The 20,870-nt window shown below is 70.6% G+C and carries 22 protein-coding genes; 6 read left to right on the top strand and 16 right to left on the bottom strand.

What is annotated here, in order from left to right; all coding sequences use genetic code 11:
* Positions 1-86: 86 nt before the first annotated feature.
* The 4 genes from ACFVWD_RS51830 to ACFVWD_RS51845 all read right to left on the bottom strand — a co-directional run bounded on the left by ACFVWD_RS51830 (position 87) and on the right by ACFVWD_RS51845 (position 3,325).
* Positions 87-1,265 (bottom strand): alginate lyase family protein, encoded by a 1,179-nt coding sequence (locus ACFVWD_RS51830; RefSeq protein ID WP_389605635.1) that lies wholly within the window; start codon positions 1,263-1,265, stop codon positions 87-89.
* Positions 1,266-1,456: 191 nt separating this feature from the next.
* Positions 1,457-2,218 carry a DUF3710 domain-containing protein gene (locus ACFVWD_RS51835; protein ID WP_101401168.1) on the bottom strand — a complete coding sequence of 254 codons (762 nt, stop codon included), beginning with the start codon at positions 2,216-2,218 and terminating at the stop codon, positions 1,457-1,459.
* A gap of 1 nt (position 2,219) precedes the next feature.
* A complete protein-coding gene (dut, locus tag ACFVWD_RS51840) occupies positions 2,220-2,744 on the bottom strand; it encodes a dUTP diphosphatase (protein ID WP_095852176.1) in 525 nt (174 codons plus the stop codon).
* Positions 2,741-3,325: a PaaI family thioesterase gene (locus tag ACFVWD_RS51845; protein WP_168511948.1), complete on the bottom strand. Its 585-nt coding sequence runs from the start codon at positions 3,323-3,325 to the stop codon at positions 2,741-2,743. Before ACFVWD_RS51845 ends, dut begins: the two co-directional genes overlap by 4 nt.
* Positions 3,326-3,383: 58 nt before the next feature.
* Between ACFVWD_RS51845 and ACFVWD_RS51850 the strand changes: the two genes are divergently transcribed.
* The gene (locus ACFVWD_RS51850; protein ID WP_168496468.1) at positions 3,384-3,845 is read left to right on the top strand and encodes a DUF3093 domain-containing protein; all 462 of its coding nucleotides are present in this window, start codon (positions 3,384-3,386) and stop codon (positions 3,843-3,845) included.
* A gap of 281 nt (positions 3,846-4,126) precedes the next feature.
* Here ACFVWD_RS51850 and ACFVWD_RS51855 read toward each other — a convergent pair whose 3' ends face one another.
* From ACFVWD_RS51855 to ACFVWD_RS51870, 4 genes are all read right to left on the bottom strand, one after another.
* Positions 4,127-5,098, bottom strand: a complete 972-nt coding sequence (locus ACFVWD_RS51855; protein ID WP_389605636.1) for a hypothetical protein — start codon at positions 5,096-5,098, stop codon at positions 4,127-4,129.
* Between the two features lie 13 nt (positions 5,099-5,111).
* The gene (locus ACFVWD_RS51860) at positions 5,112-5,408 is read right to left on the bottom strand and encodes a DUF4193 domain-containing protein (protein WP_003997302.1); all 297 of its coding nucleotides are present in this window, start codon (positions 5,406-5,408) and stop codon (positions 5,112-5,114) included.
* Between the two features lie 392 nt (positions 5,409-5,800).
* A complete protein-coding gene (locus tag ACFVWD_RS51865; RefSeq protein WP_389605638.1) occupies positions 5,801-7,048 on the bottom strand; it encodes a sensor histidine kinase in 1,248 nt (415 codons plus the stop codon).
* Positions 7,049-7,054: 6 nt separating this feature from the next.
* Positions 7,055-7,708: a response regulator transcription factor gene (locus ACFVWD_RS51870; RefSeq protein WP_010983842.1), complete on the bottom strand. Its 654-nt coding sequence runs from the start codon at positions 7,706-7,708 to the stop codon at positions 7,055-7,057.
* A 416-nt stretch (positions 7,709-8,124) separates the two neighbouring features.
* Here ACFVWD_RS51870 and ACFVWD_RS51875 point away from each other — a divergent pair, with 416 nt between their 5' ends.
* Positions 8,125-8,298 (top strand): hypothetical protein, encoded by a 174-nt coding sequence (locus ACFVWD_RS51875; protein ID WP_165854003.1) that lies wholly within the window; start codon positions 8,125-8,127, stop codon positions 8,296-8,298.
* 137 nt (positions 8,299-8,435) lie between these two features.
* Here the strand turns inward: ACFVWD_RS51875 and ACFVWD_RS51880 are convergent, their stop codons facing one another.
* Together ACFVWD_RS51880 and ACFVWD_RS51885 are read right to left on the bottom strand one after the other, a co-directional pair.
* Positions 8,436-9,251 carry an inositol monophosphatase family protein gene (locus ACFVWD_RS51880; protein WP_382117551.1) on the bottom strand — a complete coding sequence of 272 codons (816 nt, stop codon included), beginning with the start codon at positions 9,249-9,251 and terminating at the stop codon, positions 8,436-8,438.
* Positions 9,252-9,259: 8 nt separating this feature from the next.
* Entirely contained in the window at positions 9,260-10,387 is a 1,128-nt protein-coding gene (locus tag ACFVWD_RS51885; protein WP_389605640.1) for a ferrochelatase, read from the bottom strand.
* Positions 10,388-10,575: 188 nt separating this feature from the next.
* Here ACFVWD_RS51885 and ACFVWD_RS51890 point away from each other — a divergent pair, with 188 nt between their 5' ends.
* Together ACFVWD_RS51890 and ACFVWD_RS51895 are read left to right on the top strand one after the other, a co-directional pair.
* On the top strand, positions 10,576-11,814 hold the full coding sequence (locus tag ACFVWD_RS51890; protein ID WP_389605642.1) for an MFS transporter: 1,239 nt from the start codon (positions 10,576-10,578) through the stop codon (positions 11,812-11,814).
* Positions 11,774-13,093 carry a D-arabinono-1,4-lactone oxidase gene (locus ACFVWD_RS51895; RefSeq protein ID WP_389605643.1) on the top strand — a complete coding sequence of 440 codons (1,320 nt, stop codon included), beginning with the start codon at positions 11,774-11,776 and terminating at the stop codon, positions 13,091-13,093. Before ACFVWD_RS51890 ends, ACFVWD_RS51895 begins: the two co-directional genes overlap by 41 nt.
* Here ACFVWD_RS51895 and ACFVWD_RS51900 read toward each other — a convergent pair.
* Complete coding sequence (locus ACFVWD_RS51900) at positions 13,017-13,793, bottom strand: hypothetical protein (protein WP_389605644.1); 777 nt, start codon at positions 13,791-13,793, stop codon at positions 13,017-13,019. The two genes, ACFVWD_RS51895 and ACFVWD_RS51900, sit on opposite strands and share 77 nt — an antisense overlap.
* A gap of 471 nt (positions 13,794-14,264) precedes the next feature.
* Between ACFVWD_RS51900 and sepH the strand changes: the two genes are divergently transcribed.
* Complete coding sequence (gene sepH / locus ACFVWD_RS51905; protein WP_389605646.1) at positions 14,265-15,320, top strand: septation protein SepH; 1,056 nt, start codon at positions 14,265-14,267, stop codon at positions 15,318-15,320.
* Between the two features lie 52 nt (positions 15,321-15,372).
* Here sepH and ACFVWD_RS51910 read toward each other — a convergent pair whose 3' ends face one another.
* The gene (locus ACFVWD_RS51910; protein WP_389605648.1) at positions 15,373-16,224 is read right to left on the bottom strand and encodes a sulfurtransferase; all 852 of its coding nucleotides are present in this window, start codon (positions 16,222-16,224) and stop codon (positions 15,373-15,375) included.
* 324 nt (positions 16,225-16,548) lie between these two features.
* Between ACFVWD_RS51910 and ACFVWD_RS51915 the strand changes: the two genes are divergently transcribed.
* Positions 16,549-17,352, top strand: coding sequence for a VOC family protein (locus tag ACFVWD_RS51915; protein ID WP_389605650.1), 804 nt, complete (start codon positions 16,549-16,551; stop codon positions 17,350-17,352).
* 20 nt (positions 17,353-17,372) lie between these two features.
* Here the strand turns inward: ACFVWD_RS51915 and ACFVWD_RS51920 are convergent, their stop codons facing one another.
* The 4 genes from ACFVWD_RS51920 to ACFVWD_RS51935 form a co-directional block, all read right to left on the bottom strand.
* On the bottom strand, positions 17,373-18,020 hold the full coding sequence (locus tag ACFVWD_RS51920; protein ID WP_389605651.1) for a thymidine kinase: 648 nt from the start codon (positions 18,018-18,020) through the stop codon (positions 17,373-17,375).
* Positions 18,021-18,081: 61 nt separating this feature from the next.
* Positions 18,082-19,269 carry an alkaline phosphatase family protein gene (locus ACFVWD_RS51925; RefSeq protein WP_168511928.1) on the bottom strand — a complete coding sequence of 396 codons (1,188 nt, stop codon included), beginning with the start codon at positions 19,267-19,269 and terminating at the stop codon, positions 18,082-18,084.
* Positions 19,269-19,856, bottom strand: a complete 588-nt coding sequence (locus ACFVWD_RS51930; protein WP_211118828.1) for a DUF5998 family protein — start codon at positions 19,854-19,856, stop codon at positions 19,269-19,271. The genes ACFVWD_RS51925 and ACFVWD_RS51930 overlap by 1 nt, the downstream gene beginning before the upstream one ends.
* Before the next feature lie 127 nt (positions 19,857-19,983).
* Positions 19,984-20,870, bottom strand: an 887-nt coding sequence (locus ACFVWD_RS51935; RefSeq protein WP_389605653.1) for an acetate--CoA ligase family protein, incomplete at its 5' end; no start/stop codon positions are given.

A 20,870-nucleotide genomic window follows, 5' to 3' on the forward strand; every position in this document is an offset into this window, starting at 1 on the left:
ACCCCGCCCGGCTGGGGGGGGCGTGTGCCCCCGCGGGTGGGGGGGCGCCGGGTGAGGCCCCGGGGGGCGCCCGGCCGGAGAGGGCGTCAGTTGGGGTTGTCCCCGTCGGTGAGAGTCTCCCAGGCGACGAAGAGGTTGTTGCTGCCGGACGGCCGATTCTGCTCGGTCAGCTTCTGGGTGTTGGTCATGGCGATGCCCAGGCGGTTGTGCAGGGCGTTGTAGCCGGTCTCGGTCACGGGACCCAGCCCGAGGGTGAGGGAACCGCCGCACAGCCAGCTCGGCACCGCCTCGCCCAGCTGGTACTTCGCCTGGAATCCGAGCGCCTGCCGCAGCCGCTCGCCGACGTCGGTGCCGTACAGGTCCTCGCCCTGGATCCGGCTGGTCTCGGCGATGTGCGAGATGGCCGAGATGCCGTACCCGGTGTGCGTGAAGTCGCGGCAGGTCTCCTGAGTGAGCCCGGTGACGAAGGTGGACTGCCCCTGCCAGTAGTTGACGATCTTCGCGGTGGTGTCGAGGTTCTGGCTCGGCACGGTCTTGGGCAGCGCGCCGTCGGAGGAGAGATAGATGTACGCGGCCGTACGGGTCCGGAACTTCGCCATGGCCTTGTCGTACGACGTCCGGTCCTCGAGGAAGACGGAGATGCCGACGGCGGCCTCCATCATCGACAGTTCCCAGTTCCCGTTGGAGTTCGAGCCGTTGATGACCTCGGGGAGGTAGACGGTGCGCAGCATGGTCGCGAAGCGGCCGGAGTTGGCCCAGGTGCCGGTGTAGGTGTACTTGATGAGCTCGGCGGCCTTGGGCCAGGAGGAGCCGGCCCAGCCGGTCTGCAGGGGCGCGTTGCTGTTGGTGTGCTCCTTGATCACGGCCGACCAGGCGTCCATCAGGGCTATGGACTTCTGCGCGTACCGGTCGTCGCGGGTGATGTACCAGGCGAGGGCGTCCGTGTACGCGGCTATCGCGTCCTCGCGCTCGTCCGTGCAGCCGTTGTTGGGGTTGGAGTAGGAGCCGCACTCCACGGTCGCGCGGGGCTTCGGGACGCGGTTCAGGTCGGCGTACTTGCTCGCCGTCATCTGGTCGTACGCGGCCTTCCAGGGCTGGGCCCCGGCGTTGACCTTGGTGCGGGCGAAGTCCAGCTGGCTCCTGGAGACCGTGACTCCGGGGTGCGCGAAGGTGACGGGGGCGGCGTCGGCCTGTCGGGCGGCGGGCCAGGCGAGAGCGCCCGCGACGAGGGCGGTGACGGTGGCGAGGAGTGCGGTACGGCGCATGGTGGGGGGCCATCCGTTCTCGTATATGAACGATGAACGCCTGTATGAACATAGGCGCTGGGCCGAGACCATAGGTACAGACCAACTACCCGTCAAGGGATCGCACACGGGAAAGGGCCGCACCCGTCGAGGGGTGCGGCCCTTTGAAGCCGTATGACTGTTCTGCCCGCGAAGCGTCCGCCGGCCAGGCCCTAGCGGACCTCGGTGATCTCCGGTCCGCGCTGCAGCTGTCCCATGCCTCCGGAGAAGCGGGAACCGCTCTGCTCCTCCTGCTGGACACCCTCGGGCACCATCTGCGCGTCGTTCGGCAGCTTCAGGACGATCGGGTCGCGCGGGGCCATCGGACCCTCACCGCGTACGACGACCGTGTCCCGGAAGATCTGCTCCAGCAGGCCCGCGGCCTGCGGCTGTACGGCGCCCTGCCCGGAGATCACTCCGCGCAGGAACCAGCGGGGGCCGTCCACACCGACGAACCGCACGACCTGGAAACCACCCGTGCCGTCCGGCAGCTGCACCGGCACCTGCGCCCGCAGCTCCCAGCCCAGGGGGCCCTCGACCTCGTCGATGACACCGCCCTGCTGGGTGATGCCGGAGGCGATCTCCTCGCGCACCTCGCCCCAGATGCCCTCACGCTTGGGAGCGGCGAAGGCCTGCAGCTGGATGGCGCTGTCCTTGAGGACGACGGTGGCCGCGACGATCGCGTCGCCCGCGACCTCGACCCGCAGCTCCATGCCGTCGACTCCGGGCACGAAGAGACCACCCAGGTCCACGCGACCCTCGGCGGGGTCCCGCACCTCCGAGTCGTCCCAGGGTCCGTCGGGCCGCGGCTCCGGCTCGAGCCTCACGCGCTCCCGGTCCGCCTCGTCCGCCTCAGTGTCGACACTGTCGACGACCTGCTCGGCCTCGCCCGCCGCGTCCTCGGCGGCACTGCCCTTCTTGCGACGTCCGAACACGTCACTGTCCTTCCCGGTCGGATACGACCGAAGCGTATCGATTCCCACCCGTTGTGCCGCCCACGGCGGCATGACCGCCAGTGGACCCGAAGCCCCCTGCGGCCCGCGCCGAGTCGGGAAGTTCCGCGACCTCCTGGAAGCGGACCTTCTCGACCTGCTGGACGACCAGTTGAGCAATCCGGTCGAAACGCTCGAACCGCACCGACTCGTGCGGGTCGAGATTCACCACGATCACCTTGATCTCCCCACGGTACCCGGCATCAACCGTCCCCGGGGCATTCACCAGGGCGACACCACAGCGGGCGGCGAGCCCGGAACGCGGGTGCACGAAGGCCGCGTACCCCTCGGGCAGCGCGATGGACACACCCGTGGGCAGTACGGCGCGCTCGCCCGGCTTCAGTTCACGGCTCTCGGTGGTGCGCAGATCGGCTCCCGCGTCACCGGGCTGCGCGTACTCGGGAAGCGGTACGTCCGGGTCGACGCGGCGGATCAGCACGGCGAGTTCTTGACGGGGCTCGCGGGTCACGGGTTCACCTCGAAGGCACGGACCCGGCGGATCTGGTCCGGTTCGTTCATGGCGGCCCGGATCTCCTCCGGGCGGCCGTTGTCGATGAAGTGGTCGACCTTGACCTCGACGAAGAGGGCGTCCGCGCGAACGGCGACGGGCCCGTCGGGGCCACCTATCCGCCCGGTGGCGGTCGAGTAGATCTTGCGGCCGGCCACCGCCGTGACCTCGGCCTCCAGGTACAGCACCGTGTCCACGGGGACGGGCAGCACGAAGTCGGTCTCCAGGCGGCCGGTGACCGCGATGGTGCGCAGCAGCCAGTTCAGCGAGCCGAGCGTTTCGTCGAGGGCGGTGGCGAGCACTCCGCCGTGGGCGAGTCCCGGGGCGCCCTGGTGGGCAGGCCGTACCGTGAACTCCGCCGTGACGGTGACGCCCTCTCCCGCGCGGGCCTCCAGGTGCAGTCCGTGCGACTGGTCCCCGCCACACCCGAAACACTGTTCGTAGTGGGCGCCGAGGAGCTCGCCGGGGGCGGGCGCGTCGGGGTGCCGCACCGGCGCGACGGCATCGGCGGGAGGCTTCAGAGCTGCGGAAGTACGACTCACAGCCGCAGACCTTACCCGCGCGTCCACCAAGTCCTCGCACCGTGCCAAGCTTGGCTTCATGCAGCTCTCCGCCTCCCCGTACGAAGAACGCCTCACCGCCCCCCGCAGCTGGTGGGCGATCTGCTTCCTTGTCGGGATAGCGATGGCCCTGGTCTTCCTCCCCTTCGGCACGCTGCCGCTGCTGGGCGCGCTGGTCGGCGGCACCGCGGTCTCGGCTGTCGTGGCGAGCGCGTACGGGTCGATCCGCATCCGGGTCGTCGGCGACTCCCTGATCGCGGGCGAGGCGAAGATCCCGGTCGCGGCCCTGGGCGACGCGGAGATCATGGACCAGGAGGAGGCGCGCGCCTGGCGCACGTACAAGGCGGACCCGCGCGCCTTCATGCTCCTGCGGGCGTACATCCCCACGGCCCTCCGCGTTCAGGTCACCGACCCGGCCGACCCCACGCCGTACCTGTACCTGTCGACGAGGGAGCCGGAGCGCCTGATCGCGGCGCTCGAGGCGGCTCGGGCCGCGGCGTAGGGCCTCAGGAATCGGGGCGCGGCTTCGGAGGACAACCTCGGGGCGCAGCTCCGGAGCGCGGCCCGGGGAACGGTCCCTCCACGAAAGCGCCACCTGCGACGAAATCGCGCCCCGACCCACCACGGCGCGCGCCGGTGCGCCTTCGCGTAGCGGTTACCCACCGGCGCACACCGCTTCACGGACAGTGCGCCTCCGCACCCAGTGCTCCCGGCTCACCACGAGCCGGTGCCCCCGCCCGACCTCTCATCTCAACTCGGCGGGCGGCCGGTGTCAGGCGGGGCTCAGTGCCCCAGTTCCTTGGGGATCTCCCCCATCCGCAGGGGATCCGCCGGCTTCTCCAGGGGCGGCAGCTCCGCGAGCGCGTCCCACGGCACCTGGGACTTGCGCAGGTCCTTGCGGATACGTGCCGCCAGGCGCTTGGTGTCCCGGCGGTTCATGACCGCCCCCACCGCAGCGCCCACCATGAACGGCATCAGGTTCGGCAGATCCCGGACCATGCGTTTCATGATCTGCTGGCGCAGCTCACGCTTCATCTGGCCGCCCAACGCGGCGTTGATCGTCGACGGTTTGGTCACGTCGATCCCGCGCTCGGAGGACCAGGAGTTCAGATACCCGGTACTGCGCTGTTTGAGATTGCCCGGCGGCCGCAGGCCGTAGACCTCGTGGAGCTCGGCGATCAGCTTCAGCTCGATCGCGGCGACGCCGGTGATCTCGGCGGCGAGCTCGGTCGGCATCGCGGGCGGCACCGGCAGCATCGCGGCAGCACCGATCCCGGCACCCACCGTGGACGTCGCATTGGCCGCACCCGCGACGAGCTTGTCCGCGAGCTGTTCGGGGGTGAGTCCCGGGAACTGCCTGCGGAGGGTCGCGAGGTCCCGTACGGGAACGCGCGGCGCGATCTCGATGATCCGGTCGGCGAGGTGGGACAGGCCCGCCTTGGCCCTGCTGCCGCCCTTCTGGACGCCCTTTCTCACCCCGTCCCGAAGGCCGGCCGCACGGCGGCCGGTGGCGGGGACGGCGACGTCCGCCGGAACCGAATCGTCGGACGGTTCCGGATCGTCGGCCGGCATCACCTCCCCGGCCCGCGCAAAGGCGCCTGTAGGCGCTGTGGCGGGCGCCCGCTCGAGCGAGGCTGATCCTGTTCGGGAAGAGCCCCGCTCGTCGTCACGCACGCCTTCAGGGCCGTCTGAGGGCCCTTCGTCCGCTGCCCGTGAAGGGAAGCGGCGCTTCCAAGGTGGGGTCGAGCCAGTCACGGCCGACCCTGCCTCAGTCGCAGTCGCGGCAGATCGGCTGACCGTTCTTCTCGCGGGCCAGCTGGCTGCGGTGGTGCACCAGGAAGCAGCTCATGCAAGTGAACTCGTCCTGCTGCTTGGGCAGCACCCGGACGGCCAGCTCCTCGTTCGAGAGGTCGGCTCCGGGCAGCTCCAGGCCTTCTGCGGCCTCGAACTCGTCTACGTCGACCGACGACGTCGACTTGTCGTTCCGGCGAGCCTTCAGTTCTTCAAGGCTGTCCGAGTCGACGTCGTCGTCGGTCTTGCGTGGGGTGTCGTAATCCGTTGCCATGTCGCTCTCCCCCTCTGGGTGTCTGCGGTGTCTCAGCGCACGTAACGCGTGAGAGGCCGGACTTGTGCCCGACCTGAGGCGGAGATTTTGCCTCACATCAAGGTCTGTTACTCAATCGACACCCAACCGGACTCCTCATGAGTGATCGGCTTGGATGGCGATGCGGACCGTACACGGTCCGAAGGGCCCACTTCAAAGGCGTCCCACCGTGTACTTCCCGTGATCTAGACCCCCGAAAACCCGGATTTTCCCGGCTTTACGGCAGCCTGCGTGACCACGGAGAGTAGATGGCCGGATATTCGCCCTTGTGATCGATCACACACGAGCCTCCCAGATGGGCGACCAGAAGATTCCGCGCAAAGCGAACATCGTCGCGTGTCCGGGACATGTTCTCAGATAGGCAGGGTGACACGCATCACGAGCCCACCCCCCTCGCGCGGCTCTGCCGCGATATGGCCCCCGTGCGCGCGAGCCACCGACCGGGCGATGGAAAGGCCCAGACCCACACCCTTGTCGCTGCCCGTGCGCTCCGTGCGCAGCCGCCGGAAAGGCTCAAAAAGATTGTCGATCTCGTACGCGGGAACCACCGGACCCGTGTTCGTGACCACCAGTACCGCCTGCCCGTGCTGGACCTGCGTCGTGACCTCGACCCAGCCGTCCTCCGGCACGTTGTACCGCACCGCGTTCTGGACGAGGTTCAGGGCGATCCGCTCCAGCAGGACGCCATTGCCCTGGACGACCGCCGCGGCGCGCCCCCCGCGGATCGCCACACCCTTGGCCGCGGCCTCGGCGTGCACCTGGTCGACGGCCTGTGTGGCGACCTCGGCGAGGTCCACGGGCTTGCGCTCGACGATCTGGTTGTCGCTGCGGGCGAGCAGCAGCAGGCCCTCGACGAGCTGCTCGCTGCGCTCGTTGGTGGCGAGCAGTGTCTTGCCCAGCTGCTGGAGCTCCACCGGGGCTCCGGGGTCGGACAGGTGCACTTCGAGGAGCGTGCGGTTGATCGCGAGCGGGGTGCGCAGTTCGTGCGAGGCGTTGCCGACGAACCGCTGCTGGGCGGTGAAGGCCCGCTGCAGCCGCTCCAGCATGTCGTCGAAGGTGTCCGCCAGCTCCTTCAGCTCGTCGTCAGGGCCGTCCAGCTCGATCCGCCGGGACAGGTCCGAGCCCGCCACCGCGCGCGCGGTGCGGGTGATCCGGCCGAGCGGCGACAGGACGCGGCCCGCCATCGCGTAGCCGAAGGCGAAGGCGATGATCGCGAGGCCGAGCAGGGCGAGCAGGGAGCGGCTGAGCAGATCGTCCAGGGCCGTCTGACGCTGCTGGTCGATGCAGTTGCTGATCGCGACGTTGAACTCGTCGAGTGACAGGTTGCCCGCCTGGACGGCGGGGCAGTTGTCGCTGCTCACCTTGATCGCCGTACCGCTGACGATCTTGAAGAGCGGCTCGGCACCCGTGTTCAGCGCCTGCGCCGCGAGCAGATAGATGATCGACAGCAGCATAATGCCGGCGATCAGGAACATGCCGCCGTACAGCAGCGTGAGCCGTATGCGGATCGTCGGGCGCAGCCAGGGGAACGGGGGCTCCGCCCTCCTGGGGTCCCACGTGGGCTTCGGAGGCGCCGCGGGGGGCGCGGGAGTCGTGGCCACCGCGGATCAGATCCGGTAGCCGGAGCCGGGCACGGTGACGATGACCGGAGGTTCCCCGAGCTTGCGGCGCAAGGTCATGACGGTGACGCGGACGACGTTGGTGAAAGGGTCCGTGTTCTCGTCCCAGGCCTTCTCCAGGAGCTGCTCGGCGGAGACGACGGCGCCCTCGCTGCGCAGCAGCACCTCCAGGACGGCGAACTCCTTGGGCGCGAGCTGGACCTCCTTGCCGTCGCGGAAGACCTCGCGCCGGTTGGGGTCGAGCTTGATCCCGGCGCGCTCCAGGACGGGCGGCAGCGGCACGCTCGTACGACGCCCGAGAGCACGCACGCGTGCCGTCAGCTCGCTGAACGCGAACGGCTTGGGGAGGTAGTCGTCGGCGCCGATCTCCAGGCCCTCGACACGGTCGCTGACGTCGCCGGACGCGGTCAGCATCAGCACGCGCGTGGGCATGCCGAGCTCGACGATCTTGCGGCAGACGTCGTCGCCGTGCACGAGCGGGAGGTCGCGGTCGAGGACGACCACGTCGTAGTCGTTGACGCCGATGCGCTCCAGGGCGGCCGCACCGTCGTACACGACGTCGACGGCCATGGCCTCCCGGCGCAGTCCGGTGGCCACCGCATCGGCGAGCAGCTGCTCGTCCTCGACGACGAGTACGCGCACGTCGCTTGTCCTTCCTCTGTCCACCCGCGTAGCGCCTCTTCGGCACACGCGGGCAGGGGGGTCTGTCACGGGTAAGGCCTCCATCCTGCCCTTTTCGGCCATAAACCGGCTGTAAGACGGGTGAGAGGCGCCCGGTACGACGGTCTCGGGCCCCGGGAATGCGAGATTTTCTCGTCGGGTTGAGGTTTCCACGGAAGGGAGCGGGGGGAGGACGGCTTTACACCCCGCGATCACGCTCTGCATGTGGCAAGCCACCTTGTGGTACGTCCAACCGCTTCCGCAGAGCGGGCGTGGGTGTCCGGCACCGTCGCCGCCCAGCCCGGGCAGCGCTGGGCACCCTCTGGAGACGTGATCGCCCCTTCCCAACGGCACACCCCCGTGCCACCGACCCACGACCCAGGACGAGGGGGCGCAGCATGGACGCATTCACCGCAGGACTTCTGCAGCGCATAAGGGCGACCGAGTCCGACCTGACACGGGCTCGCGAAACAGGCGACGACTTCCTCGCGGAGGTCGAGCAGGCCGAGCTCGAGGACCTGCGCCGCCTTGCCGCCGAGCACGGTGTGGAGGTCGGCGCGTCGCGCGTCTGAGAAGTTCGTACGAGAGCGGGGCCCCGGCATCGATCCAGTGCCGGGGCCCCGCTCCGTTGTTGTGCGTACCGAATTCCGTAGCCGCTGTACGCACCGGGAACAGCGGGTGCTGTACGTACCGAGAACGGCGGGTGTCCTCAGTCGTGCCAGGCGCCGAACTCCTCCAGAAGCCGCTGGAGGGGCTCGAAGACGCCCGGGGAGGCCGCGACCGCCAGATCGCCCGCGGGGCGCTCTCCGGGGCGTCCACCGGTCAGGGCGCCCGCCTCACGGGCGATCAGGTCGCCCGCCGCGAGGTCCCAGGGGTGCAGACCGCGCTCGTAGTAGCCGTCTAGGCGGCCCGCGGCGACGTCGCACAGGTCGACGGCCGCCGAACCGCTGCGCCGGATGTCGCGCAGCAGGGGGATCAGCCGGTGGGCGACCTCGGCCTGGTGGACCTTGACCTCGGTCACGTAGTTGAAGCCGGTCGAGACCAGGGCCTGGTCCAGGGGCGGCGACGGGCGGCAGGCCAGCCGGCGCTCGCCGACCCAGGCCCCGGTGGCCCGGGCGCCCCGGCCGCGCACGGCGCTGTAGGTCTCGCCGCGCATCGGTGCCGCGACGACCCCGACGACGGTCTCGCCGTTCTGTTCGGCCGCGATGGACACCGCCCAGGTCGGCAGCCCGTAGAGGTAGTTCACCGTGCCGTCGAGCGGGTCGACGACCCAGCGGATGCCGCTGGTGCCCTCGCTGGAGGCGCCCTCCTCGCCGAGGAAGCCGTCGTGGGGGCGGTGCTGGGAGATCAGGTCGGTGATCAGCTTCTCGGCGGCGATGTCCATCTCGGTGACGACGTCGATCGGGCTGGACTTGGTGGCGGCGACCGTGAGGTCCGCCGGGCGGCCGTCCCGCAGCAGCTCACCGGCGCGACGGGCGGCGTCGTGGGCGAGCTGGAGCAGTTCGGTGTGCAGGGGCTCGATCAAGGGGCTCCTCAGGCGTACGGGCTGTCGGCGCCCGCGGCGGCGGGCTTGGGGGCGCGGGCCGGGCAGCAGCCCACAGGGCACAGGCCGTGGCTCGCGCCGAGCGCGCCCAGGGCGCAGGGTGTCACCTGCGACCCGTTCTCTGTCGCGGCGCGCTCCAGGACGAGGTCGCGGATCGCCGCGGCGAAGCGGGGGTCGGCGCCCACGGTGGCCGAGCGGCGCACGGGCAGCCCCAGCTCCTCCGCCTTGGCCGTCGCCTCCGTGTCGAGGTCGTACAGCACCTCCATGTGGTCCGAGACGAACCCGATGGGGGCCATCACGACGGCCGGGACCCCGGCCCCGTGGAGCTCCTCCAGGTGGTCGCAGATGTCGGGCTCGAGCCACGGGATGTGCGGGGCTCCGGAGCGCGACTGGTACACGAGCTGCCAGGGGTGCTCGATCCCGGTCTCCTCGCGCACGGCGTCGGCGATCAGCTTCGCCACGTCCAGGTGCTGCCTGACGTAGGCGCCGCCGTCGCCGTGGTCCTCGGCCGGGCCGGAGGTGTCGGCGGCCGCGGTGGGGATGGAGTGCGTGGTGAAGGCGAGGTGCGCGCCCGCCCGTACGTCCTCGGGGAGCTCGGCGAGGGACTTCAGGACGCCCTCGATCATGGGCTCCACGAAGCCGGGGTGGTTGAAGTAGTGCCGCAGCTTGTCGATCTTCGGCAGCTCCAGGCCCTCGGCCTCCAGGGTCGCCAGGGCGCCGGCGAGGTCCTCGCGGTACTGCCGGCAGCCCGAGTACGAGGCGTACGCGCTGGTGGCGAGGACGAGGACACGGCGGCGGCCGTCGGCGGTCATCTCGCGCAGGGTGTCGGTCAGGTACGGCGCCCAGTTGCGGTTGCCCCAGTACACGGGCAGGTCCAGGCCGTGGTCCGCGAAGTCCTTGCGGAGGGCGTCGAGCAGGGCACGGTTCTGGTCGTTGATCGGGCTGACCCCGCCGAACAGGAAGTAGTGCTGCCCCACTTCCTTCAGCCGTTCCTTGGGGATGCCCCTCCCCCGCGTCACGTTCTCCAGGAACGGAACCACGTCGTCCGGGCCTTCGGGGCCGCCGAACGAGAGCAGGAGCAGGGCGTCGTAGGGGGTGGCATCGAGCACATCTGGCATGCGTCCGATCCTGCCATCCGTCGCTGACAGCCGGACAACAGCCACATGACAAGCGGAATCGGGGAGTACCCGAGGGAGTGCATTAGGGTCCCCTAACCCGTAAGCTGTATCGGCCATCTACACGCCTTACCGGAGTCCGACCGCACGCGGTGACCGTGCGGCCGGGCCGAGCCCACCGGAGACCCCTCGTGCCCAGCCCGTACCGTGCCCTGTTCGCCGCCCCCGGCTCCAAGGGCTTCTCCGCCGCGGGCTTCCTCGGCCGGATGCCGCTGTCGATGATGGGCATCGGCGTGGTGACGATGATCTCCCAGCTCACCGGGCGGTACGGGCTCGCGGGCGCGCTGTCGGCGACCATGGCGCTCGCGGCCGCGGTGATGGGCCCGCAGGTCTCCCGGATGGTGGACCGGCACGGCCAGCGGCGGGTGCTGCGCCCCGTCACCCTGTTCGCGCTCGCGGCGGCCGCCGGGCTGCTGCTGGCCGCGCACTTCGAGTGGCCGGACTGGGCGCTGTTCCTCTGCGCGGCCGGGATCGGCTGCGTCCCGAGCATCGGCGCGATGATCCGGTCCCGCTGGGCAGCCCTCTACGCAGGCACCCCGCAGTTGCACACCGCGTACTCCTTCGAGTCCGTGGTGGACGAGATCTGCTTCATCTTCGGGCCGATCATCTCCATCGGCCTGTCCACGGTGTGGTTCCCGGAGGCCGGCCCGCTGCTCGCCGCCTGCTTCCTGGCGGCGGGCGTCTTCTGGCTGACCTCCCAGCGCGCGACCGAGCCCGTGCCGCACCCGCGTGAGCACCACAGCAGCGGTTCGGCGCTGCGCGCGGCCGGACTCCAGGTCCTGGTGGCCACGTTCGTGGCGACCGGAGCGATCTTCGGGGCCGTGGACGTGGTCACCGTGGCCTTCGCGGAGGAACAGGGCCACAAGGGTGCCGCGAGCGTGGTTCTGGCCCTGTATGCGGCGGGTTCCTGCGCGGCGGGAGCCGTGTTCGGACTGCTGCACTTCAAAGGGGCGCCCGAACGTCGGTGGCTGCTGGGCATATGCGCCATGGCCGTGAGTATGATCCCCCTGCTACTGGTCGGAAACTTGCCGTTTCTGGCCGTGGCGCTGTTCGTTGCGGGCCTGTCCATCGCTCCCACGATGATCACGACGATGTCCCTCATCGAACAGCACGTACCACGCGCGAAACTGACCGAGGGCATGACCTGGGTGAGCACCGGACTCGCGGTCGGGGTCGCGCTCGGCTCCTCCGTGGCCGGCTGGGTGATCGACGCCGCCGGTGCGAAGGCCGGGTACGGGGTTCCGGCGGTGTCCGGAGCCGTCGCGGTCGCGGTCGGATTCCTCGGGTATCGCCGGCTCAGCAGGCCGGTTCCGCAGCGGGAGGGGACCCATGAGCACCACACTGAGCGGGAAGAGCGGCACGTGGCGTAACTGGGCGGGGAACGTCACCGCCCGTCCCGTACGGGAGGTCACCCCCGCTTCGGTCGAGGAGCTCTCCGCGGCCGTACGCGAGGCGGCCGACGACGGTCTGAGGGTCAAGGCCGTCGGCACCGGGCATTCCTTCACGGCCGCCGCCGCGACCGACGGCGTGTTGATCCGCCCTCAACTGTTGACCGGCATCCGCAACATCGACCGCGAGGCCGGGACCGTCACCGTCGAGGCGGGCACCCCGCTCAAGCGTCTCAATGTGGCTCTCGCGCGCGAGGGGCTGTCGCTCACGAACATGGGCGACATCATGGAGCAGACGGTCTCGGGCGCGACCAGCACCGGAACGCACGGCACGGGCCGCGACTCGGCCTCGATCGCCGCGCAGATCAAGGGACTTGAGCTGGTCACCGCGGACGGTTCGCTCCTCAACTGCTCCGAGGAGAAGAACCCCGATGTCTTCGCGGCGGCCCGGGTGGGCATCGGCGCCCTGGGGATCGTCACCGCGATCACCTTCTCCGTAGAGCCCATTTTCCTGCTCACGGCTCGCGAGGAGCCGATGACCTTCGACAAGGTCACCGCCGACTTCGACGAACTCTTCACCGAGAACGAGCACTTCGAGTTCTACTGGTTCCCGCACACCGGCAACTGCAACACCAAGCGCAACAACCGCAGCGCCGGCCCCGAGAAGCCGATCGGGCAGATCGGCGGCTGGATCGAGGACGAGTTCCTCTCCAACGGGGTCTTCCAGGTGGCCAATCTGGTCGGCCGCGCCGCGCCCGCCACCATCCCGACGATCGCGAAGATCTCCAGCCGCGCGCTGTCCGCGCGGTCCTACACCGACATTCCCTACAAGGTCTTCACTTCTCCGCGCCGGGTGCGCTTCGTGGAGATGGAGTACGCCGTTCCGCGCGAGGCGCTCGTCGAGACGCTGCGCGAGCTGAAGACGATGGTCGACCGCTCGTCCCTGCGGGTCAGCTTCCCCGTCGAGGTGCGCACGGCCCCCGCGGACGACATCACGCTCTCCACGGCGTCCGGGCGGGAGAGCGCCTACATCGCCGTCCACATGTTCAGAGGTACGCCCTATCAGGCGTACTTCACCGCGGCCGAGCGGATCTTCACGGCGCACGAGGGCCGCCCGCACTGGGGCAAGGTGCACACCCGTGACGCGGAGTACTTCTCGAAGGTGTATCCGCGCTTCGGCGAGTTCACGGCGCTGAGGGACCGTCTTGACCCGGATCGGCGCTTTGGGAACGACTACTTGCGTCGGGTGCTGGGCTCGTAGACGAACCGTCCGTGGGCGCCGGGGTGTCGGCCGGCGCCTGCGAAGCGGCACCGGAACTCGGCGTCGGCGCAGGGGATGTGGCACGGCCGTCACCCTGAGTGGCGTCGGTGCCGAACCCGCCTTCGGCTCCGGGAGTGCTGTCGGTGGCCGACGGCTCCCTCGAAGAGGATCCGCTCGTAGGACTCGAAGGCGTCGTACCGGGCTTCGACCGGGAGCCGGAGCCGCTGCCCTTGAGGGCGTCACCGACGGTGGTGCTCGTGCCGGCGCCGCTGAAGCTCTGCCCCGACACCAGCTCGTACGTCGTGATCCCCGCCATCGTGACGCCGAAGACCAGCGCCGCCGCGACCACCGGCCGCTTCCAGCTCTTGACCCGGGCGCGATAGACGGTGCCCTCGGTGAACGCCCCCGGTACCGGAGCCTGCTGGGCCCTCGGCTTCGCCTGGACCGTGACATCGCGGAGCTGTTCGCCGGTGCGCTTGAAGAAGTGCTGGAAGACGGTGCCCCCACAGGTGGCGATCGCGCTGACCACTCCGGCGCCCAGGATCGTCCCGTACACCCCGAAGTAGGAGGCGAGTTTGGCCGCCACCACCGCGGCCACGGCGCTGCCCGCCACTTGCGGAAGGCTCAGGTCCACCCGCCGCCTCCTCGGCGCCCCCTCCTTCACGCTCTGTTCCTCACCGGCATCCGACTTCTCACGCATCCCCGGACCTTGCCTGCCTTTCCCGTACTTCTCGACCGCTTGCACGAGAAAGGGACGGACGGGCGAAACGTTTAGTTCCGTTTCTGGCGATTACGTGAAGTACGACACGTTTCAAGGTCACGAATACGGCACAGTGGACGGCCAACTACCACCCCTCACTAGAAGTTGGGCGGCGTGCCGATCCACGCACATGGCCCGAATGGAGTACTGTTGCGAGCCCTGGGTCCGGACTCCCGCCAGGGTGTCCGGGGCCTGACAGGACCGCCGGGAGGGGGCTCGTTGCACAGGGTGATGGAGTTCGTCACTTAGCGTTGCGAATAGGTAACCGTGCCATAACGGCGACCCCGGGCCCGCGCCCGACACGCCGGGCAACTCGGCAAGGTTGTGGCAGGCTGCACCCGGGCAGGCCACACTCGACTAGCGGAAGCAGCGACGCACGTGACGTCGGCAGGCACCACCCGGGAGGTCCCCATGCCCGAACTGCGTGTCGTGGCCGTCTCTAACGACGGCACACGGCTGGTGCTGAAGGCTGCGGACAGCACGGAATACACGCTTCCGATTGACGAGCGTCTGCGCGCCGCTGTTCGCGGCGACCGTCCCCGCCTCGGCCAGATCGAGATCGAGGTGGAGAGCCATCTCCGCCCCCGAGACATCCAGGCGCGGATACGTGCCGGCGCCTCCGCGGAGGAAGTCGCCCAGCTCGCGGGAATCCCCGTCGACCGGGTGCGTCGCTTCGAGGGCCCCGTGCTCGCCGAGCGTGCCTTCATGGCCGAGCGTGCCCGGAAGACTCCTGTCCGCCGCCCCGGTGAGAACGCCGGACCCCAGCTCGGTGAGGCCGTCCAGGAACGGCTGCTGATCCGGGGTGCCGAGAAGGACACCGTCCAGTGGGACTCGTGGCGTCGTGACGACGGCACGTGGGAAGTGCTGTTGGTCTACCGGGTCGCGGGCGAGCCGCACTCGGCGAGCTGGACGTACGACCCGCCCCGGCGGCTCGTCCAGGCCGTCGACGACGAGGCGCGCTCACTGATCGGCGAGTCCGACGACCTCGCGGCGCCCGAGCCGAGCTTCCCGTTCGTCCCGCGTATCGCACGGCTGCCGCGCGACCGCCCGCTGGACCGTGCCCTGGACCGGCAGATGGAGCGCCCGAGCCTGCCCGGGCCCTCCCCCGAGCCGGTCGAGGAGACCGTGAGCGACCGCGACTCGCTCACCAGCCTCCTGGAAGCGGTGCCCAGCTTCCGGGGCGACATGGTGGTGCCCGAGCGGCCCGCCACCACGGAGCTCCCGGCGACGGAGGAGCCGCCCACCGAGCCCGAGGCGGAGGAGCCCCCGGCCCCCGCGGCCTCGGCCGGTGCCGGTTCCGCCTACGCGGACGTGCTCATGCCCCGCTCGGTCGGCAGCCACCGCGACCGTCTCGTCGGCGCGACCGACCGCCAGGCCGAGGCCGACGGCGTCCGACCGGGCCGCAGAGCGGCGGTCCCGAGCTGGGACGAGATCGTCTTCGGGACGCGACGGAAGAAGCAGGACTAGTCAGTTGTACGACATCGGGGCCCGCGCCACGCTGGAGCGGGCCCCTTTGCCGTTACTGGGGGTCGGGGCCCACCGCGACCGGACGGCTGCCGTCCCGCGACCACTCCGACCACGAACCCACGTACAGCGCGGCCGGGATGCCCGCGACGGCGAGTGCCAGCACCTCATGGGCGGCGGAGACGCCCGAACCGCAGTAGACGCCGACCTCCGAAGTGCCGGTCACACCGAAGGACTTGAAGCGCTCCGCGAGCTCGCCCGATGGCTGGAACTCGCCGGTCTCCGTGACGTTCTCCGTGGTCGGCGCCGAGACCGCGCCCGGGATGTGTCCACCCACGGGGTCGATCGGCTCGACCTCGCCCCGATAGCGCTCACCTGCCCGGGCGTCGAGCAGCAGCCCCGTACGGGCGAGCGCGGCGGCCCCGTCCGCGTCCAGCAGCGGCCGGGCGCCCGCGGCCGGCGCGAAGGTTCCGGGGGCGGGCTCGGGGATCTCCGAGGACACCGGCCCGCTCCAGGCGGCCAGCCCGCCGTCAAGCACGCGCACCGACGGATGACCCGTCCAGCCCAGCAGCCACCAGGCCCGCGCGGCGGCCCACCCCACGCCACCGTCATACACGACGACATCCCGGTCCGCGGACACCCCGGCGGTCCGCATCGCCTCGCCGAAGACCTCCAGGTCGGGCAGCGGATGACGGCCGCCCGCGCCCGGCTCCCCGGCCAGTTCGGCATCCAGGTCGACGAAGACCGCGCCGGGGATGTGCCCTGCCGCGTAGGCGGCCCGGCCGTCGAAGGGGGCGGCCCCGGCGGCCGTCGCCATGGAGAGCTGCCAGCGGATGTCGAGCACGACCGGCGGGTTCGGTCCCGCCAGGTCGCTCGCGAGTTCGGATGCGGAGATGATGGCGTTCATAGCCACCATCCTTGCGCACGGGGTGGCCCCGGCGTCCAGGTCCGGCTACTCTGCTCGGCCGGACAGGTCCGATCACCGGGCGTACGGGATCGGGCACATGCTGTACAGCCGATGGACACCCCCCGGCAATCGCGCGGAAACGGATGGGAAACGGCACATCGGGCATTCTCCGGCAGTGGACCGCTACACGATGACGCCGCCGGGGCGCGCAGGGTGACGGGTGGTGCGAGCATCGGCACGGGGCGTGCACGCGCGCGATTGCGGTACGCGTGTTCGTAGGCGGAAGGTGAACGGCCACCGCGAGGGGCCGAGAAGAGAGTGACGATGACCGAGGCACGGGAGTCGGCCGGCCCGAACGGCACCACGAACGCTCGGCACGCACCCGGTGTGCCCTGCTGGGTGAGCCTGATGGTGCACGGGATGGCCACGACCCAGGAGTTCTACGGAGAGCTGTTCGGCTGGGAGTTCCAGCCGGGCCCGCGGCAGCTCGGCCCGTATGCGCGGGCCCTGCTCGACGGCCACGAGGTGGCGGGAATCGGACAGATGCCACCCGACCGGCATCTGCCGATCGCCTGGACGCCGTATTTCGCCTCGGAGGACGTGAACCACACCGCCGAGTCGGTACGGCACTGCGGCGGCACCGTGGGCGTGGGTCCCCTGGACGCCGGAGAGGCCGGGCGGCTGCTGATCGCCTCGGACCCGACAGGCGCCGTCTTCGGGGTCTGGCAGGCGGCGGCCCATCTGGGCACGGCGCTCCACGGGGTGCACGGCACCCCCGCCTGGATCGAGTTGGTGACCCGCGACACCGAGAGCGTCGTCAAGTTCTACCAGGGGGTCTTCGGACATGAGCCGGAGCCCGTCGTCTCGGCCGACTTCGACTACATGACCCTGCACATCGACGGCCGCCCGGTGGCCGGCGTGCACGGCGTCGGCCACGGCCTGCCCCGCGACCGCGGCCCGCACTGGCTGACGTACTTCGAGGTCTCGGACGTGGACGAGGCCGTCGCCCAGGCCACCGACCTCGGCGGACACCTTCTCAAGGCGGCCCACGACTCGCCCTACGGGCGGGTGGCCACGGTGGCGGACCCGGAGGGCGCGGTGTTCTCGGTGATCCGCACGGAGCGATGATCCACGCTGCGCGCTGAGAGTCAGGCGGAGGCGATCGGCAGTACGTCGGGCGAGAGGGCGCCCGCGCGGGCCGTCGCCGCCGTCATCCGGCGCCGGTGGTGTCGACGGCACAGGACCTCGTAGCCGATGTCCTCCGCCTGATTGACGTCGCCGACGACCACCTGGGCGCCCTCGACGACCATTTCGCCGCCTATCGTGCGGGCGTTGTGGGTGGCGCGGGCGCCGCACCAGCACAGGGCCTCGACCTGGAGGACCTCGACCCGGTCGGCGAGCTCCACGAGACGCTGGGAGCCCGGGAAGAGCTTGGAGCGGAAGTCGGTGGTGATGCCGAAGGCGAAGACGTCGATGCCCAGGTCGTCGACCACCCGGGCCAGTTGGTCGATCTGTCCGGGGGCCAGGAACTGGGCCTCGTCCGCGATCACGTAGTCCGCCCGGCCGCCCTGGGAGAGGTGGACGACGAGATACCCGTACAGGTCCTGGTCGTCCGCGACCTCCACGGCATCCGTGACCAGGCCGAGGCGCGAGGAGAGCTTGCCCTCTCCCGCGCGGTCGTCGCGCGTGAAGATCATGCCCTGCAGGCCCCGGGCCGAGCGGTTGTGCTCGATCTGGAGAGCCAGCGTCGACTTCCCGCAGTCCATCGTTCCGGAGAAGAACACCAGCTCGGGCATGGGGAGTTGAGCACCTTTCGACAAGAAGGGAGACGGGCGGAGGGGAACGGGCGGCGAGGGGTCAGGTACGTACTTCCAGGAGCGGAACGTGCTGCTCCACCGGTGCCATCGAACCGTGGTTGCCGACCATCGCCGACTCCTTCGGCTCCCGCTCGGTCGCGACGATAAGGACGTCGTCGCAGGCCGCCGCCACGACGTCGCCGATCCGGGCGTACACCCGTTCGTCGACCTGCGGCCCGAACCAGCCCGCCGCGATCGCCTCGTCGCGCGAAGCCACCCAGAACTGTTCGCCGAGCACCTCGCGCCAGCAGGTCAGGACGTCCGCCTCGGCGCCCGGGACGGCGTACACGTGCCGGGCCCGGGCCTCGCCGCCCAGCAGGGCGACTCCCGCGCGCAGCTCCCAGTCCTCGTCGAAGTCGATGCGGTGCTGCTCGTCGAAGGGAATGTCGATCATGCCGTGGTCGGCGGTGATGTACAGCGCCGCGCGCGGCGGCAGTTGCTCCGCGAGGCGCTGGACCAGGCGGTCGACGTACATCAGCTGGCCGCGCCAGGGGTCGGAGTCGACGCCGAAGCGGTGGCCCTTGCCGTCCACCTCGGCGTAGTAGGTGTACACCAACGATCGGTCACCGGCGGCCAGTTGTTCGGCCGCGAGGTCCATGCGCTCCTCGCCGGACAGCCGCCCGTGGAACGTTCCGCCGCTCAGGGCGATCTTCGTGAGCGGGGTGTTCTGGAAGGTCGGGGACGAGACCTGGGCCGTGTGCACACCCGCCGCGTCCGCGAGCTGGAAGACGGTGGGGTACGGCTGCCAGGCGCGGGGTTCCGTCCAGGGACTCCAGCGCAGCTGGTTCATCAGCTCGCCGGTCCTCGGGTTGCGCACGGTGTAGCCGGGCAGGCCGTGCGCGCCGGGCGGCAGGCCCGTGCCGACGGAGGCCAGGGAGCTCGCGGTGGTCGCCGGGTAGCCGGCGGTGATCGGGCGGCCGGTGCCGCCGCGCGAGCTCCCGAGGAGGGAGCTCATGAAGGGGGCCTCGTCCGGGTGCGCCTTCAGCTGCTCCCAGCCGAGACCGTCGATCAGGAAGACGCAGTTCCGGTCGGCCCCGGTCAGCTCCGGTATGGCGGTGGTCATGCCGGGGACGCCCATGCCGGTGGCGAGCGTGGGCAGCAGATCGGCGAGCGAGCCCGCGCCGTACTCGGGGACGGGCGCGGAATCGATGGCCAGCGGTTCCGGGTGGTCCCAGGTGGGCAGCGCCATCAGCGGGTGATGTCCGCGGTCGCCTCGGAGAGGGACTGCGCGAAGGCGAGGGCCTGGCGCACCGTCTCCGGGCCGTCCCCGGCCTCGCTGACGCGCAGGCTCAGGTCGTCCGCCGTCGAGTTGCCCGTGTAGCCGTGGTCCGCCTCGCAGTTGGGATCGCCGCAGGCCGCGGGCTCCAGGTCGATGCGGGAGACCGCGCCCCAGCCGATGGTCAGGACGACCTCGCGGGGCAGCGTGCCCGGTGTGTACGACTCGGGGTTGGCGACGACCCGGCTGACGACGACCGACGAGATCCGGCCGAGTTTCACGGACTCGGTCGAGGTCGTGGCGTACGGCGTCGGTGAGGTCGTGTCCGCGTTCTGCTCATCGGTGTGGCTCACGATGAAGCGGTTGCCGGTGAGGACGAGCACGGTCACGTGCCGGCGCACCTCGTTGGCGTCGAACGTCGTCTCCTGGTGGACCAGGTACGACCGGATGGTCTCGCCGCCGATCGCGGCCTCCACCGCCTCGGCCACGAGGGCCGGGTAGTAGCCGCTGCGCTCGATCGCCGCTCGCAGCCCCTGGGTCGTCGTACTGGTCTTGGCCATGACGTCCATCCTACGGTGGCCCACTGACTGCGAGGCACCGCTCGCGGGTGTCTGTCGTGGACGGATCAGAACGAATCGTCGACGGCGGCGGGCGCCGGAACGGCTCGGACGGCGGGACCCGTACGGCTCAGACGACGGGAAGCGTGCGGGGACCGAGGTCGTCGCGGACGGGGGCGCGGGCCAGCCGCACGGTGGCGCCGAGCACGCTCAGGCCGCGTGGGGCGACCACCACCGGCTCCAGGGAGACGGCGACGACCTCCGGGTGGTCGTCGACCAGCCGCGAGACGCGCAGCATCAGCTCTTCGAGGGCCACGGTGTCGACCGGCGCCGAGCCACGCCAGCCGAACAGGAGCGGCGCCGTCCGGATCGACCGGACCAGCGAGCTCGCGTCCCGGTCGGTGACCGGAACCAGCCGGTGGGCCGTGTCCCCGAGCAGCTCCGACGCGGCTCCGGCCAGGCCGAACGAGAGCACCGCTCCGGCCGCCGGGTCGATGACGGCCCGTACGACCGTGTCGACCCCGCGCGGCGCCATCCTCTGCACGACCGGGCGCAGCACCTCCGGCGTTCCGAAGAGGTCGGTCAACTCCGTGTACGCCCTCCTCAGTTGCGCCTCGTCCGTCAGATCCAGACGTACGCCGCCCAGGTCGGCGCGGTGTCTCAGGTGCGGGGCGGTGGTCTTGAGGGCCACGGGGTAGCCGAGAGTGCGCGCGGCCGCAGCGGCCTCGTCGGGTGTAGGCGCGGGCAGAGCCCGGTGTACGTCGATGCCGTACCGCCCGAGCAGCGCGCAGGCGTCCTCGGGGCCGAGCGTCAGTCCCGAGCCCCGGGAGAGCAGCTCGTCGATCTGCTCAGCGGCGCCCTTCTCGTCGATGTCCTCGTACTCGGGGACCTTTCCGGGCTCGGCCGCCTCGCGCCGCCACTGGGCGTACTTCACGGCTTCGGCGAGCGCCCGGACGGCACGCTCGGCGGCGGGGTAGGCGGGGATGAGCCGGGAGTCCACCGCGTCGCTCTCCACCC

This window comes from Streptomyces sp. NPDC058086 (assembly GCF_042885015.1).
GTDB lineage: Bacteria > Actinomycetota > Actinomycetes > Streptomycetales > Streptomycetaceae > Streptomyces.